The sequence below is a fragment of the Kitasatospora sp. NPDC059747 genome, from assembly GCF_042732955.1.
Taxonomy (GTDB): domain Bacteria; phylum Actinomycetota; class Actinomycetes; order Streptomycetales; family Streptomycetaceae; genus Kitasatospora.
The window spans coordinates 6,775-20,805 of record NZ_JBHWGV010000060.1; the positions used below are offsets into that span (position 1 = coordinate 6,775).

Annotated in this window: 9 protein-coding genes; 4 read left to right on the plus strand and 5 right to left on the minus strand. The window is 71.1% G+C overall.

The features are described 5' to 3' along the window. Positions 1 to 121 precede the first annotated feature (121 nt). Positions 122 to 5,461 carry a glycosyl hydrolase family 18 protein gene (locus tag ACFV4G_RS24865; RefSeq protein WP_380443940.1) on the minus strand — a complete coding sequence of 1,780 codons (5,340 nt, stop codon included), beginning with the start codon at positions 5,459 to 5,461 and terminating at the stop codon, positions 122 to 124. A 305-nt stretch (positions 5,462 to 5,766) separates the two neighbouring features. On the opposite strand from ACFV4G_RS24865, the gene ACFV4G_RS24870 reads away from it, so the two are divergent. Further along, complete coding sequence (locus tag ACFV4G_RS24870) at positions 5,767 to 6,858, plus strand: VWA domain-containing protein (RefSeq protein WP_380443942.1); 1,092 nt, start codon at positions 5,767 to 5,769, stop codon at positions 6,856 to 6,858. On the opposite strand, the gene ACFV4G_RS24875 is transcribed toward ACFV4G_RS24870, so the two are convergent. Then, positions 6,848 to 8,032: a HEAT repeat domain-containing protein gene (locus ACFV4G_RS24875; RefSeq protein WP_380443944.1), complete on the minus strand. Its 1,185-nt coding sequence runs from the start codon at positions 8,030 to 8,032 to the stop codon at positions 6,848 to 6,850. The two genes, ACFV4G_RS24870 and ACFV4G_RS24875, sit on opposite strands and share 11 nt — an antisense overlap. Before the next feature lie 96 nt (positions 8,033 to 8,128). Then, entirely contained in the window at positions 8,129 to 8,842 is a 714-nt protein-coding gene (locus tag ACFV4G_RS24880; RefSeq protein ID WP_380443946.1) for a flavodoxin family protein, read from the minus strand. Positions 8,843 to 8,975: 133 nt separating this feature from the next. Here ACFV4G_RS24880 and ACFV4G_RS24885 point away from each other — a divergent pair, with 133 nt between their 5' ends. Then, positions 8,976 to 9,881, plus strand: coding sequence for a LysR family transcriptional regulator (locus ACFV4G_RS24885; protein WP_380443948.1), 906 nt, complete (start codon positions 8,976 to 8,978; stop codon positions 9,879 to 9,881). Positions 9,882 to 9,897: 16 nt separating this feature from the next. Here the strand turns inward: ACFV4G_RS24885 and ACFV4G_RS24890 are convergent, their stop codons facing one another. Next, a complete protein-coding gene (locus ACFV4G_RS24890) occupies positions 9,898 to 10,320 on the minus strand; it encodes a hypothetical protein (protein WP_380443950.1) in 423 nt (140 codons plus the stop codon). A gap of 195 nt (positions 10,321 to 10,515) precedes the next feature. Here ACFV4G_RS24890 and ACFV4G_RS24895 point away from each other — a divergent pair, with 195 nt between their 5' ends. Beyond that, positions 10,516 to 10,869 carry a MazG nucleotide pyrophosphohydrolase domain-containing protein gene (locus ACFV4G_RS24895; protein WP_380443952.1) on the plus strand — a complete coding sequence of 118 codons (354 nt, stop codon included), beginning with the start codon at positions 10,516 to 10,518 and terminating at the stop codon, positions 10,867 to 10,869. Positions 10,870 to 10,876: 7 nt separating this feature from the next. On the opposite strand, the gene ACFV4G_RS24900 is transcribed toward ACFV4G_RS24895, so the two are convergent. Beyond that, positions 10,877 to 12,121: an enoyl-[acyl-carrier-protein] reductase FabV gene (locus ACFV4G_RS24900; protein ID WP_380443954.1), complete on the minus strand. Its 1,245-nt coding sequence runs from the start codon at positions 12,119 to 12,121 to the stop codon at positions 10,877 to 10,879. Between the two features lie 328 nt (positions 12,122 to 12,449). Here ACFV4G_RS24900 and ACFV4G_RS24905 point away from each other — a divergent pair, with 328 nt between their 5' ends. Continuing rightward, positions 12,450 to 13,961 carry a hypothetical protein gene (locus ACFV4G_RS24905; protein WP_380443956.1) on the plus strand — a complete coding sequence of 504 codons (1,512 nt, stop codon included), beginning with the start codon at positions 12,450 to 12,452 and terminating at the stop codon, positions 13,959 to 13,961. Positions 13,962 to 14,031: the final 70 nt, after the last annotated feature.

Here is a 14,031-nt window from a genome sequence, read left to right on the forward strand (position 1 = left end):
CCTCTACTCCACCGGCCGCATCCTGCGCTCGATGGCCGTGAGCGGCTCGGCCCCCAGGTTCACCGCCCGGTCTCACAGGTCTCACAGGTCGTGCAGGTCGTGCAGGTCGTGCGGGTCGGGCTCAGCCCGTCGGGCCGAGGCGCGACCAGCTGTCGGACGGGTCAGTGGTGTTCGGGGTCCCGTGGTTGTCGGGGCCCTTGGTCCACCACCGCGCCTTCCAGTAGTAGCCGTTGTACGAGACCACGGTCCGCGTGGCGCCGTCCGGGTCGCCCGCGACGATGGCCGTGCCGGGCTGCACGCCGCTGTTCCTGGGCTCGGCGACGAAGCCCGCGTAGGAGGTCAGCCCGTACGCGCTGCCGTCCTTCGGGACGCCGCCGCTGAAGGCGTTGCCCTGGGCGTCGAGGAAGCGCCACCACTGGCCGTTGCTCCAGTCGCAGTCGCGCACCGTGAGGCTGCCGAGGCGCTGGTCGGCGCCGAGGCACTGCTCGTGGCCGCTGGTCGTGCTCTTGATCCGGTACCAGCCGGCGCCGCCCTCCTCGCTGACGTTCCAGAGCTGGTTGGCGTTGCCGTTCTGCGAGTCGACCAGGTGGGCGGTGGTCCAGCTGCCCGGGTGGTCGATCACGTTACCGCTGTTGAAGTCCTGGATCTTCCAGAGGTCGCCGGTCTTCCACAGGGCGAACGGCGCGAAGGCCGGGTTGTAGGTGCGGGCCGGGTCCCAGGGCTCGGCCTGGCAGGACGAGCCGCCGGTGGCGCCCAGCGTGGCCGGGGTGGTGCCCTTGCGGGCGTCCTGGGCGAGCCCGTACTCCGTGCCGTTCACCTTGATCTTGAAGTTGGCCGGGCCGGTGATCGGCAGGTAGTACTTGATCCCGATGTCCCGCGCCTTCCCGGCCGGGACGTCCTCGCAGTACCCGAGCCTGATCGTCACCCGGTGGAAGTCCGCCTTCAGGCCGCCGACGTTCGGGCCGGTCCGGCCGGGCGCCACGGCGCCGGTCATCTCGTGCCAGGCCTCGTCCTTGATCAGCGGGGGAGTGGACGTCGGGATGTCGAAGGACAGTTCGGTACCGGCCGGGAGGGTCTGGCCGGTGTTGTTGGTGATCCGCAGCTTGGGCTGCATCGGCCACAGCTGCGCGTTGTCGGACGGGAAGTCCGCGAGCTCGGCCTTGACGTCCAGGGTCTGCTGCGGGAGCGCCTGGTCGCTGCGCACCGCGCCGGGCGCGCCGGAGCCGCGCAGGGTCTGGTCGACGAGGGTGGTCATGTCGTAGCCCATGCCCCACTCGCCGTTGGAGCGCTTGGTGTAGTCGCCGCCGAGCTCCCAGATCATCGCGCCGCCGATGCCGTTGTCGGCGATGTACTGGGCCTTGGCCTTGATCGACTGGTCGTCCTCGGTGGAGATGAAGACCTTCTTGGCGTCGTTCCAGAGCCAGGTCGACTGGGTGGCCGGGTCGAAGTTCCGCTCGTAGCCGCCGACCTGCTGGTTCGGGTTCACCCTGTAGTCCGGGAGGTAGCCCGGCCGGATCCCGTCCTGGAGGTTCTTGGCGTGCCACAGCGGGTTCGAGCCGGCGCCGACCTCGTTGCCCATGACGTCGGTGTCGTGCCACACGTTGTCGATGCCGGTGGCGCCGTTGCCGCACTTCTGGGCGAGCCCGGTGCCCGGCTGGCACTTCGACTGGTCGCCCTCGGCGGTGCCCCACAGGCCCTTGGTGCCGCCCGTGACGCCCTGCCAGCCGCGGGTGTAGTACGGGACGCCGATGTTGATGCGGCCGGCCTGCAGCGCGCCCCGGTAGTAGTGGTAGGCCCAGTCGGTGTTGAAGTAGCCGGTCTTCTGGTAGTCCTTGGTGTTCGGGTCGGTGTCGTTGTAGATCCCGGCGGCCGCCATCTCGTTGTCCTGGCCGCTGTCGTACAGCGGCGCCTGCGGGCCGACGTAGCTGTTCCACGAGCCGTGCAGGTCGTAGGACATCACGTTGACGAAGTCCTGGTACTGCAGGGCCTGCTGGTTCTCCTCGCCGCGCACCAGGTACCCGGAGGACGAGGCCGCCGAGGTCAGCAGGAAGTAGCGGCTGTTGGCGGCACCGGACTGGTCGAGCCTGGCGCGCAGCGTCTTCATCAGCGCGACGTAGCCCGCCTGGAGGCCGGCCCGGCGGGGGTTGGCGATGCCCTGGTCGTTGGGGTTGCCGGAGTTCTGGAGCGAGGCCGGGTACTCGTAGTCGATGTCGACGCCGTCGAAGCCGTACTGGTTCAGGAAGGCGGCGACGGAGTCCGCGAAGGTGTTGATCCCGGCTTGGTTGACCGAGCCGTCGGCGTTGGTGGCCATGGTGTAGAAGCCCTGGGTCTGGGCCCAGCCGCCGACCGAGATCAGCGTCTTCACCTGCGGGTGCTGGCGCTTGTACCGGGTGAGGAGGTTGAAGTGGCCCTGGTACGGGAGGGACGGGTCCATCTCGGCGCCCGCCACACCGGGCCAGGTCGTCTTGGTCGCCTCGTCACCGACGGCGATCCGGTTGTCCTGGCCGACCGAGGCGAAGGCGTAGTTGACGTGGCTGACCTTCGACCAGGGGATGTTCTTGACGAGGTAGCGCGGCTCGCCGTTGGCGCCGGTGCGCCAGCCGGTGAAGTACCCGACCACGCGCTTGTCCCGGCCGCCGAGCCACTCCCGGCCGCTGGTGTCGTACACGTCGCAGTAGCGGGCGCCCGGGCTGGGCGTCATCCCGTCCGGGCGGCAGTCGCCGGAGGCGGCGGGCTTGGCCTGCCGGTCGTCCGGGGTGGCGTCGAACGGGTCGCCCGCGTCGGTGGCGGAGCCCACCGGGGACTCGCCGCAGTCCACCTGGACGGCGCGCGAGCCGTCGTTGCCGTCGGTGACCGCGAGGCACTTCTGGGTGGCCTGGTTGCGCAGCCACGTCCCGGCGTGGGTCCACTTCTGGTTGGGGTTCGGGCCGCAGCCCCACTGCTGCACGGTGCCGCTGGGGACGTCGACGTCCAGGCACTTGCCGCTGTTGGCGTTGACCACCCGGGACTGGTCGTCCAGGGTCCACTGCTGGTTCCTGCTGCCGCCGCAGCCCCACTGCTGCACCTTGGCGCCGTCCGCCTGGCCGTTGGTGCTGCCCAGGTCGACGTCCAGGCACTTGTTGGTGACCATGCTGCGGATCTCGCCGGGGCCGACGCTCCAGTCCCGGTTGTCCGTGCTGTGCCGGCCGGACTCGCCGCCGGCGGGGGTGAGCGTGACGGACGTGTTGTGTCCGATGATCTGGGAGATCAGCTCGCCGCCGGGATAGTCCATCATCATGACGCCGGTGCGGCCGCCGGTGTCGGAGTTCTTGAAGTAGTCCCAGGCCCAGTGGTTGACGCCCCACGTGCCCCCGGCGCCGCCGGCCACGCTGTACGGGTAGGCGCCGGCGCTGGCCCCGGTCAGGTAGTTGAAGTAGAGGGCGGTGTTGTCGGTGTCCGCGCGCGTCTTGGTCAGGTGCGCGAGGACCTTGTCCCACTTGGGCTTGATGTCGGCGACGGTCGGGATGTCGTAGTCGTTCTGGACGCGGGCGTCCACCGAGGCCGTCTTCAGCCCCCACTCGCCGTACAGGCCGCCGTGCGGGCCGCGGAAGGAGTTGAGCACGATCCGCCCGCGCACCTGGCCGAGCAGCGGCGTGTCGGCCGACTGGCCGCGCGTGACCGAAGGCGTCCAGAAGTACCGCTGGTAGCGGTCCACGTACTTCTGGAACTCGTCGCCCATCAGCTGCTGCGTCTCGGCGGTGGACAGCTCCGTCTTCTGCGGCAGCCGCGGACCGCAGGGCCGGTGCGCACCGACGATGCCGCAGTCGTCCGGGAGGTCCGGCCACACGGTCTTGTAGACGGTGTTCTCGGTCTTGAGGCTGAGCAGCACCGTCTCGGTGGGGTGCGCGTCGAGCCACTTGGTCAGCGGGTCGAGGACGCCGAAGCCGAGCGCCGCGTGCTGGCCCATGATCCCGTGCCACAACCAGAGCTTGTCGTCCGCGCTGTCGCCGTCGGGGTCGACCCGGATGTCGATCGACCGGATGCCGGCGTTCAACTGGTCGACGAGGGACGTCTGTTGATCGTTGTCCCACTCCTGCGTGGTGGCGGCGTCACCGCCGTAGTGGGACATCGTCTCGTGCGTGCCCGGGATCGACAGCGAGCCGAGCGGGGCGGAGTCCTCGACGTTGTTCATCCACATCGGGTTCGAGGTGGTCTTCAGGCTCTCGTAGTAAGGCCAGCCGTAGGAGTTGGTCGCGGGGGTGTTGGGGGTGTCGCGGTAGAAGGCGATCCGGTCGTCGAGCTTGCCCATCGACGTGCACCCGAACGAGTTCGGCCCCGGGGCCTGCGGCCTGGGGTCGGTGATCACGGCGGCGAGCAGGTTGAGGCACGTCTGCTGCGCCCGCTGTCCGAACGCGTTCGGATGGATGGCCTCCTGCATGTCACCCCAGTTCGCCTTCGCGTCCTCGGGCTTGAACGGGATCCACCGGACCCACTCGGCGTCGCGCGGCTTGATGGGGTTCGTCGCGTTGTCCTTGGTGGCCTGAGCGGCATCCGTGTTGCACAGTTCGTGCCCGAGGAAGAGCTTGCCGAGATCCAGGAACGTGGCCTGCTGGTCTGCCGCTGCGCGCTTCAGGGCCCCGCGCAGGCTCGTGATGACCGTTTCCCGCGCCCAGTCGATGTCCTTGTCCCTGAAGGGGCAGCGACCCGAGGTCCAGCGCTTGTAGGACACCGACTCCCAGTAACGCATCTGGCTCGACGGCGGCAGGACGTTCGGGTAGGACTGGAGGACGAGTTGGTAGGAGTCCGGCGTGTAGTTGTTGCCGGCCGTCATGGCCTTCCTGATCGCGGCCAGCGCCGTCTCGATCTTGACCTGGACCCGTGCGATGTCCTGGCGGAAGGTGTTGGAGGTGTTGCCGCCCTCCTTGCTGCAGAGATCGCCGTTGATCGCCCCCCAGGAAGCGGCGCAGGCCGCGATGATGTCGGAGAAGTGGATGTCGTTCCCGCCGATCGACACCACGATCATCTTGATCCGGCGGCTCTTGTCCGCCGCGATCGCGGCCAGTTGGTCGGCCTGCGACGTGGGCTCCTTCCAACCCGGGACCGTCGAGGTGATGTTGTCCGTGGTGGCGCCGGAGCAGGCGAGGTTGATGCGCTCGGGATCAGGGCTGTGCGGGATCTGGACGCCGGTGATCTCGGCCATGCTGGAACGGTCGCACTTGTTCCCCCCGGGGTCGTACGAGGTGTCGACGGTGCTGCCGTCCGCCCGGGGGATGTTCTTGTAGACGGCGGTGGAACTGTCCGTTCCCCAGGCGCCCGCGTCGTCCGTGAATGCGTTGCCGGCCCAGCGGCCGCCCTCGCCGGAGATGAAGCTGTCGCCCATGGAGATCACCACCGGGTGGGCGTCCGGGTTGGGATCGGCGGCGGCGAACTGCGCGGGCGTTGCCAGGGTCTGGACGACCGCGGACAGGAGGGCCCCCGACAAGACGGCGGCTACGGCGCGGAGCAGGCCTGGTGGTCTGCGCCGCGGCCGTGGTGGTGCGGAGCTGTGCACGGACGTGTCCTTTCCGGCGGCTCCCGAACGGAGCCGGACCGGCCGAGGACACCGTACGGGCGTCCACGCGGCGTCGACATCGTGTCAACGCGGGCGTTGACACGGGCGTACGGGTCGTCAGAATCCGTGGAACCGCAGGTCGGAGCGTCATTGTCAGTGTCGCCCCATAGTGTGGAACCAACGTCGGAGGGGGCGCCGGAACGGCGTCGGACGGGCGTTGGGAGAGGGGTAGGACCATGGCTGTGAACAGGATCAAGCACAAGGTCAACCACGTGTCGCTCGTGGTCGACAAGTCCGGTTCGATGCGCCAGCACGAGGGGCAACTCGTGCGGGTGGTGGACGAGTTCGTGAAGGGGCTGCAGGAGGAGTCGGACCGGCTCGGGCACGAGACGCGGATCAGCCTCTACGCGTTCGACCACCAGGTGCAGAACCTGGTCTGGGACATGGACGTCAAGCACCTGCCGTCGCTGAAGGGCCTCTACCAGGTCGACAACGGTGCGACGGCGCTGATCGAGGCGGCCGTGAAGTCCTTCGACGACCTGAAGAACATCTGGGAGGGCTACGGGGAGCACTCGTTCCTCCAGGTCGTCGTCACCGACGGCGAGGAGAACGCCTCCGGCTGCTCGGAGAACGGGCAGATGCACATCCGCATGAACGCCACCGAGGGTGCCGCCGTCCTGCGCTCGTGGACGGACCGGATCCGGCAGGCCATGGACGACCTGCCCGACCACTGGACCTCGGCGATCCTGGTGCCGAACTCCCTGGCCAAGCGCACCGCCCAGGGGTACGGGTTCCCGGCGGGCAACATCGCGATCTGGGACGCGGACTCCAGCAAGGGCGTCGAGGAGGCCATCGGCACCGTCAAGTCGGCCGCCACGAGCTTCCTGCGCGGGCGCGAGCAGGGTGTGCGCGGCACGAAGAACCTGTTCACCATGGGCCAGGACCTGAGCACGGCCGACGTGAAGGCCAGCCTCGACGCCCTGGACGCCGGCAAGTACACGCTGATCCCGGTCGACGAGCAGGTGCAGATCCGCGAGTTCGTCACCCGCTCCGGGCACGAGTACAAGACCGGCTGCGCCTTCTACGAGCTGTCCAAGCGCGAGAAGATCCAGGGTTCCAAGCAACTCGCCGTGGCGGAGAAGGACCCGGCCACCGGCAAGATGACGGGACGGGTGTTCTCGGGCCCGGCGGCCCGTCAGCTCCTGGGCCTGCCGCAGTCGGAGGTCACGGTGAAGCCGGGGGAGAACCCGTCGTACACCGTGTTCGTCCAGTCGACGTCCGTCAACCGGAAGCTGGTGCCGGGCACCCGGCTGCTCGTCATCCGGTAGCCGGATCGGTGGTCGGGCCGGGGGCCGGGCCGGCGGCCGAGTCCGCCCGGCGCATGCGGTGCGCGGTGCGCAGGCCCTGTTTGGCGGCGGTCGCGACCAGGCCGCCGAGCGTGGTCCTGGCGGGGTCGTGGGCCACGAGGCGCTCCAGCACCGGCAGCGCGCGGTCGTCGGCGGTGGAGCCGAGGGCGCGACAGGCCAGGGCGCGCAGGTCCGGGTCGGGGTCGGTGGTGAGGGCGATCAGATCGTCGACGACTGCCGGGCCGAAGGCGGCTATGGCCGCGGCGAGGTGACCGGCCTTCGGGTTCCGGCGCTCCAGCATGGTCTGCCAGAGCGCGGAGAGTGCGGCATCGCCGCCGATGTCTCCGAGGGCGCGGGCGGCCGCGGTGCGGACCCACCCGTTGTCGTCGTTCAGCCGGGTGGCGAGGGCGGGGACGGCGGTCCCGGCCCCGAGGAGGCCGAGTGCCTCGCAGGCGCCCTCGCGGGTTTGCGGGTCGGGGTGTTCCAGCAGGGCGGTGATCAGTGGGACGGCGCTCCGGAACCCGAGTTCGCCACAGGCGACCGCGGACCACCGCACCCCGTGGTGCCCGGTGTCGGCAACGGCCCGCAGGAGGCCAGGTTCGAGGTCCGCGTCACCGAAGAGGGCGATCCGGTTGAGGGCCTTCGTCCAGACGGTGACGTCCTGCGTGCGGTGGTCGGAGGCGACGTCGTGCAGGGCCGCGAGGGCCTGCGGGTGGCCGAGTTCGGCCCATCGCAGCAGCGCGTCGATCGCCCGGATGCGGGCCGTGCGGCCCGCCCGCAGCTCGGCGGCGTGGACGGTGACCAGGGACGCCGGCCCGTCGGGCAGGTGGCCGAGCGCGTCCCCGAGCGGCCCCGCGAGCGAGGGTTCGAGCCCGCCCAGCCGCAGGGCGAGCAGGCCGATCCGCTCGCCGACATCCTCGTCGTAGAGCGCGTTGCGGCACAGGTTGGCGGAGAGCTTGCCGACCGTACGGAACAGCAGGAACGCGGGGTCGGCCCCGTCGAGGGCGTCGATCCGGCCGGACATCGCCGCGGCGACGGCGGCCTGCGGGCGACCGGTGACCCGCAGGACCGCCTCCGCCCACACGAGCGGTTCGGCCTGCTGCTCGTACAGGAGGCGGCCCCACAGGCGGCGGATGGCGGCGCTGTCGTCGGTCATGCGGTGATCGTTCCACGCGGGGTGCCCCCGGCCAACGGCTTTTCACGGCCGCGGGCCGGGCGCGCCCCGAAGCCGGCGAGGGGCGGAACGACCAGGTCAGGCGGCAGCCGTCGCCCGGAGGGCGGCCGACAGGTCGCGGGCCTCGTGCTCGGTCATCCGGGGCGTCTCGTACGGCACCGCGTTGACCCAGCGCTGCGCCAGCCGCGCGATCCGCTCGCCGTAGCGCTCCGCCGTGATCAGGTCGCCACGCGATCCGGCCTGCTCCGGGCCCAGGTCGGCGTGACTCTGGCTCATCAGGCCGAGCCACGAGCCCAGCCGGTTGACGTCGTCGCGGGTGCCGCCGCTCCAGTTGTTGCCCGGCATGTCGCCGACGCCGACCCACTGCATGCCCATCTGGGCGCCGAAGACCGCCAGTTGCTCCAGGACCGTCAGCTTGTCGCCGCTCTGCGAGGCGGACATGGTGAACGCGCCGGCCAGTTTGTCCTTCCACGCCTGCGTCGTGAACGGGGTGAACGCCGCCTCCATGAACGCCTTGAACACCGCCGACACACTGCCCATCAGGGTCGGGCTGCCGAAGACGATCGCGTCGGAGCGGCCGAGCAGCGCCATCACCTCCGGATCGCGCCAGCGGCCCGCCGTGACGTCCTCCGCCCGGATCTCGACGACGTGCACCTGCGCGCCCGGCACCACCCGGGCCCCGTCCGCGAGGTGCTCGGCCAGCACCCGGGTGTGCCCGTGCACCGAGTGGTAGACCACCGTGACGGTGACGGTCGGTGCATCGTGCTCACGGTCAACGCTGTTGACTGCCATGACTGTTCACTACTTCCGTTCGTGGGGAAGCCCTGCTTGCCCCACCATCACAGCCTGCCCGCGGCACGGCATCAACGCCGAACTCCGGCATGCAGCGATCGGCCCCGCCGATCGATCGCGCTAGCCTGGCCCCGTGGACAGGATCGAACTCGAAGCATTCGTCGCGGTCGCGGAAGAACTCCACTTCGGCCGCGCCGCCGCACGCCTGCACCGCGGGCAGCCCACCGTCAGCGACGCCGTCCGACGGCTGGAGAGCGCTCTGGGCGGCCGGCTGTTCCACCGCACCAGCCGACGGGTGACACTGACCGACCTCGGCGAAGCGCTGCTGCCCGACGCCCGGGCCACCCTCGCCCAGCTGCGCCGCTTCCAGCAGCGCGGACGGGCCCTGGCCGCCGGCGACCGGGCCCGCACCACTCTCGTCGTCGCCCACGCCGAATACACCGGCCAGCAGCTGCTGTTGCGCTGCCTCCCGCAACTGCGCGACCGGTTCCCCGACGTGACGATCGTGCCGGAGTGCATGCCGACCACGGCCCAGCTCACCGCCCTGCGCGCCGAGACGATCGGCCTGGGCATCGGCTGGGCGGCCGGCGGCATCAACGGCGTTCGCGCGAGGGTGCTGTCCACCGAACGCTTCGTGGCACTCGTCCCCGCCGCCCACCCCCTCGCCGGGCACGCCGAGTTGAGCGTGGCCGAGCTCTCCACCGCCGACCTGCTCACCTGGCCCCACCAGATCAACAGCGGCCTCTGCGACCGCCTCCTGGCCGCCTTTCAGATCGGCGGAGCCGACCTCCGCATCATCAGGACCGCCGACAGCGTGCAGGCCATCGCCGCCCACGTCGCGGCGGGCGCGGGCATCGGCATCACCGTCGAGTCCGCCCTCGACCACGAGCCGCCGGGACTGCGCATCATCCCCCTCACCGGCCCGTCGACGACCGTCGACCAGGTCGTCCTCACCCCCACCGACCCGACGGACACGGCGACGGCCCTGCGCGACCTGCTGCTCCACGCCTCGAAGGAACCGGCGGTTGCGGATCTCTGACGCCGCTGCCCAGGCGTCAGCCCTTGGCGGCGGGAACCGGTTCGCCCGTGACGCCGTCGACCAGCGCACGGCTGCCGAGCGGCCGGGCCAGGTGCGTGCTCAGCCGGGCCGCACCGCCGTCCTCGCAGCCGATGTCCGGGCCGGAGGCATCGCGGCGTTTCAGGACGATCGTGACCCGGTCGGCCGCTTCGTGGGCGACCAGGTCGGGCCGGTAGTCGCAGCCGCCCCAGTCGACGTGGAGAGAGACCGTGTGGTCGTCGGAGCCGACCGACACCGCGCCGACGCGCGGGTCGTCCACGGCGATCGGGCCCAGCACCGAGGCGTCCCGCACCTTGTACGGCAACGGGTAGGGATCGCCCCAGACGTAGCACGCCGCGACTCCGGCCGCTGCCACGCCCGCCGCGACCAGCCGGCGCCTCTCCCGACGCGTGAGTTCCATCCTCAGGCCCTTCCCCCGTGCTGTGGAGCCGGCACTGTACCGTCACGGAGGCCGCGGCGGCGCACCCCGATCGCGAGGCCGGTCACACGCGGAGCGTCTGAACCTCTGCCTGCTCACCGGCCGCGCGGTCGGTTGACAACCGCGCGGCAGGGGACGAGGGTCGACTCCCTGATCGGGTCGACGGGGGAGAGACCGATGAACCTTGAGGAGCTGAAGCGTCAGGCGCTCCGCGTCCACGACCTCTATGACGAGCTGAACCGCCGTGAGCGCGGCCGGACGTGGACGCGCGGCGACTTCATGCTCGGATTCGTCGGGGACGTCGGCGATCTGGCCAAGCTCGTCATGGCCGAGGAGGGCGCGCGCGACGTCCCCGGTGGCCGGCCGGCGCTGGAGCACGAACTCGCCGACTGCCTCTGGTCGGTGCTGATCCTCGCCCACCACTACGACGTGGACCTCGAAGCCGCCTTCCGCCGGACCATGTCCGACCTCGGCGCGTCCATCGCCGGCAAGCTCGCCGCCACCGCCGACGGTGAGCACACGGGTTCCTGACGGAACGTCAGTCGACGGTCGGCCATGGCACCGTCGTCTCGGCCGGGGCGGTGTAGTCGGTGCCGGGGACGTCCCAGCCGTAGAGGCGGCCGACCTGGGCCCGGAACCAGGCGGTGTCGGCGAGTTCGGACAGGGTGTCGGTGGTCGCGGCGGCCCAGCGTTCGTGGACGGCGGCCTGCACCTTGTCGTCCATCTCCCAGCCGTCGAGGCGGATCCGCTGCTCCTCGTCGAGCTGCAGCGGTGCCGCGCCGGTGAGCTGCTGCCACAGGGCGGTGGCCTGCTGCGCGGTGCTCTGGAAGCCGTCGCCGAGGACGGCGTGCAGGAGGCTGGTGTAGAGGGCGATGGACGGGATGGCCGTGGAGGCCTGGGTGACGGCCGCGCCGGCGACCACGGTGTGGGCCCGGCCGCCGAGCGGGGCGAGGTCCTGCTGGAGGCGGCGGGCGGTGTCCTCCAGGTGCCGCTTGGCCGCGCCGATGGTGCCGGCCCGGTAGATCGGCGCGGTGAGGTCGGAGCCGACGTAGGTCAGGGCCACCGTGTGGAAGCCGTCCCGGACGAGGCCGCGGTCCGTCAGGGCGTCGATCCACAGCTTCCAGTCGGCGCCGCCCATGACCTGCACGGTCGCGTCGCGTTCCGGGTCGGCGGCGGGCGCGAGTTCGAGTGAGCCGACGAGCGGGGTGGCGCCGTCGAACTGCAGGGTCTTGGCCCGGTAGGCGGAGCCCAGGGGCTTGATCACGGAGTGGTGGACCTCGCCGGTGCCGGGGTCGGTGCGGCGGGGCGCGGCGACGCTGTAGACGAGGTAGTCGACCTTGCCGTACCGGGTGGCGAGGTGGTCGAGCGCCTCGTCCTTGGCGGCGGCGGAGAAGGCGTCCGCGTTGAGGAACGCGAAGCCGCCGTCCGTCCCGGCGAGCTCCGCCGCGCGGGCCGTCCGGTACCAGCCGGCGGAGGCGGTGCGGCGTTCGGTCTCGGGGGCCTCGAACGCGATGCCGAGCCCGCGCATGCCGTACGTGCGCAGCGCGGCGACGGTCGCGGCGAGGCCGTAGCCGGCGCTGGAGCCGATGATCAGGGCGACGGGCCCGTCCGCGGCGGCCGGGTCCGCGGCCGCCGGGCCGGTGCGTGCGGTGTCGGCGGGTGCGGTGTCGGTGGGTGCGGGGGTGCGCTCCCAGAGCTCGTCGACGACGGCGGCGCAGCCCCCGGGGTGGGAGTTGAGGTAGAGGAAGCCCCGGTTGCCGGGCTTGATCTCGCGGAGGGTCATCGGTGTCCTTCGTGCCTGGTGACGAGCGTCTTTGCCTTCATCCTGTCGGGTGGGCGGGTGCGGGTATGTGGCGACATGCGCCAGGGTCCGCTCGCGAATCTTGTCGGAGCCGTCCCTACGCGCGCGACGCCTTCGTGGGCGACCGCGGCGACGGCCTGTCACCTGCGGTTTCGGGGGAGGACGGTTCGCCGGAACGGCTCTGCGTGGCTGATTGACTCCCCCTCGGACGGGCCGGAGGCTGAATTGATCTGACGCTGCGTCAGATCAATTGATCCGATGGAGGATTGCTGTGAGAAAGAGACCGGTTCCCCGCCGCACCAGACCCCTGATGGCGCTGCTCGGAACGCTGGCACTGGCGGCGGGCGGACTCGCCCCGGCGGCGGCCGCGTACGAGCGGGGAGGCCCGCAGGTGCTGCTCGTGTGCAACGGCAGCACCGCAGCCTGCCCGAGCGGCGCCGCGCAGCAGTACGGGACCATCCAGGCCGCGGTCGACGCCGCACGCGGCGGTGACTGGGTGCTGGTCTGGCCCGGCGTGTACCACGAGAAGGCCACTGCCGAGGCCGGTGTGCTGATCACCACCCCCGGCGTCCACCTCCGCGGGCTCGACCGCAACCGGGTGGTCGTCGACGGCAGCAACGGCAGCGCGGCGCAGCCCTGCCCGGCCGACCCGGCGCTGCAGGACACCACCGGTCGCAGCGGCGTCGTCGTCTCCAAGGCCGACGACGTCTCGGTCGAGAACCTCACCGTCTGCAACTACCTCTCCGGTGCCGACGGCAGCGGCGGCAACGAGATCTGGTGGAACGGCGGTGACGGCAGCGGGCAGATCGGTCTGCACGGCTACCACGGCGCCTACCTGACCGCGACGTCCGGCTTCGGCGCGGCCGACCCGAACGCGTCCATGGCGCAGTACGGCATCTTCGCGTCCAACGCGACGGGCCCGGCGGAGATCGCGCACACCTACGCGTCCAACATGGGCGACTCCGACTACTACGTGGGCGCGTGCCGCGACATCTGCGGGGTGACGCTCCTCGACGCACACGGACAGAACTCGGCGATCGGCTTCTCCGGTACCAACTCGGGCGGCTACACCATCAAGGACTCCGAGTTCGACCACAACCGCAGCGGGATCGTGGCCAACTCGCTCAACAACGACGACGCGCCCCCGCCCCAGAACGGCAGCTGCCCCGGCGCGCCGCAGCGCTCGTGCACGTTCATCGAGCGCAACTTCATCCACGACAACAACAACCCGAACTCCCCGCTCTCCGGGCTGGCGGGCGCGATCGGCGCCGGCATCGAGATCTCGGGCGGCCACGGCGACACGATCCGCGGCAACCGGATCCAGCAGCAGGGCAGTTGGGGCGTCGTCCTGCACGACTTCCCGGACAGCGAGACGCCGCCGCCGCTGAGCACCTGCCAGGGCGGGACGCAGCTGCCCGGCGTCTGCGTCTTCACGTCCTACGGGAACCTGGTGGCGGCCAACGAGTTCACCCGCAACGGCTTCTTCGGCAACCCGACCAACGCGGACCTCGCCAACGAGTCGACGACGGCGCCGCACAACTGCTTCGTCGGGAACCACGGGACCGACGGCGCCGCCCTCACCAGCGACCCGGCGTCGATCCAGAGCCGCACGGTGGACGGTCCGCCCTGCGGTGAGGGTGCCGGGGTCGGCGACGACCAGCTGCTCTTCGGCGAGTTGGTGTGCGCGGCGGGCTTCGGCCCGTGCCCGATCCCGGACGCGGCCTATCCGCAGCGCACCGGTCTCGACCTGGCGCCGCTCACCGCGCAGGCGAGCATGGAGCGCCCGTGCGCGGGACTGCCCAGGAACGCGTTCTGCGCGTAGGTGCCGACCCCGGTCTCGGGGGGGGGGGGCGCGGGGCCCCGCGCCGGCGGGCCCGGGGGGTGGTGGGTTT

What these genes read in the sequence shown, in the direction of transcription:
- ACFV4G_RS24890 (WP_380443950.1), bottom strand. Translation starts at nt 10,320, where the DNA reads ATGGAACTCACGCGTCGGGAGAGGCGCCGGCTGGTCGCGGCGGGCGTG.
- ACFV4G_RS24870 (WP_380443942.1), top strand. Translation starts at nt 5,767, where the DNA reads ATGGCTGTGAACAGGATCAAGCACAAGGTCAACCACGTGTCGCTCGTG.
- ACFV4G_RS24880 (WP_380443946.1), bottom strand. Translation starts at nt 8,842, where the DNA reads ATGGCAGTCAACAGCGTTGACCGTGAGCACGATGCACCGACCGTCACC.
- ACFV4G_RS24895 (WP_380443952.1), top strand. Translation starts at nt 10,516, where the DNA reads ATGAACCTTGAGGAGCTGAAGCGTCAGGCGCTCCGCGTCCACGACCTC.
- ACFV4G_RS24900 (WP_380443954.1), bottom strand. Translation starts at nt 12,121, where the DNA reads ATGACCCTCCGCGAGATCAAGCCCGGCAACCGGGGCTTCCTCTACCTC.
- ACFV4G_RS24905 (WP_380443956.1), top strand. Translation starts at nt 12,450, where the DNA reads ATGGCGCTGCTCGGAACGCTGGCACTGGCGGCGGGCGGACTCGCCCCG.
- ACFV4G_RS24875 (WP_380443944.1), bottom strand. Translation starts at nt 8,032, where the DNA reads ATGACCGACGACAGCGCCGCCATCCGCCGCCTGTGGGGCCGCCTCCTG.